This window comes from Microbacterium sp. (genome assembly GCF_031988965.1).
Lineage (GTDB): Bacteria > Actinomycetota > Actinomycetes > Actinomycetales > Microbacteriaceae > Microbacterium.
Genome location: NZ_DALZXX010000224.1, coordinates 1,784 through 3,059, shown reverse-complemented (window position 1 = coordinate 3,059; position 1,276 = coordinate 1,784). Strand labels below are relative to the sequence as shown.

Sequence of the window (1,276 nt, the reverse complement as noted above, 5' to 3'; positions counted from 1 at the left end):
GTGGGAGACGGCGGCGCTGTTCCGCTCGTGGCGACCCGACCTGCCGCTGCTCGCCGAGACGAGCGGCAAGAACGCGATCGTGATCACGGCCTCGGCCGACCTCGATCTCGCCGTCGCCGATCTCGTGCGCAGCGCGTTCGGTCACGCGGGGCAGAAGTGCTCGGCCGCGTCGCTCGCGATCCTCGTGGGCCCGGTCGGTCGCTCCCAGCGGTTCGCCCGACAGTTGGCGGATGCCACACGCTCGCTGCACATCGGCGGGCCCGACGATCCGCTCGCCGAGGTCGGACCGGTGATCGAGCGCCCCCAGGGCAAGCTCGCGTGGGCGCTCACCGAGCTCGAGGGTGAGGAGCGGTGGCTCATCGAGCCCGCGGTCGCGGCCGACGACCCGAGCGGACGTCTGTGGCGACCCGGCATCCGCGTGGGGGTGCAGCCGGGATCGCGATTCCACACCGAGGAGTTCTTCGGGCCCGTGCTCGGCGTCATGCACGCGCCGACGCTCGAGCGTGCGATCGAGATGCAGAACGCTGTCGCCTACGGTCTGACCGCCGGGCTGCACACGCAGGACCCTGCCGATCTCGAGCGGTGGCTCGACACGGTGCAGGCGGGCAATCTCTATGTCAACCGCGGCATCACCGGGGCGATCGTGCAGAGGCAGCCCTTCGGCGGCTGGAAGCGATCGTCGGTAGGTCCCGGCGCGAAGGCCGGCGGTCCGAACTACCTGATCGGCCTGGGCAGCTGGCGCTCGAAGGTGACGGGACCGGCCTCGAGCACCCTGCATCTGCGTGGACTCGACTCGCGCATCACCGAACTCATCGAGGCGGCCCAGCCCTCGCTCACGTACGAGGCTTTCGAGTGGCTCCGACGGTCGGCGCTGTCGGACGCGCTCGCCTGGGACCGCGAGTTCGGCCAGGTGCGCGACGTGTCGCACCTGGGCGTCGAGCGCAACCTCTTCCGCTACCGACCGGTGCCGGTCGAGATCAGGGCGACGGCGGATGCCGGATGGCAGGAGCTGCTGCGCGTGGTCGTGGCGGCCGTGCGTGCCGGCGCAGGGTTCGTGCTGTCGACCCCGGTCGGGCTGCCGCCCGAGGTGAGGCGCGCGCTCGGTGACCTGAGTGCGACGGTCTTCATGGAGAGCGACGACGAGTGGATCGAGCGGATGCGTCGGCGCACGGCATCCGGGGGAGTGCTCGACGCCCTCAGCGACGAGCCGCACCCCGACCGCGTGCGCCTCGTCGGATCCCGGGAGTCGGTGGCGGCGCTGCACCGCGCGCTCGCC

1 protein-coding gene is annotated in these 1,276 nt (G+C 71.8%); it reads left to right on the top strand.

Translation table 11 applies throughout. The annotated features are described in order from the left end of the window. A partial coding sequence (locus RTM68_RS17930) for an aldehyde dehydrogenase family protein (protein WP_312173597.1) occupies positions 1-1,276 on the top strand: 1,276 nt, incomplete at both ends.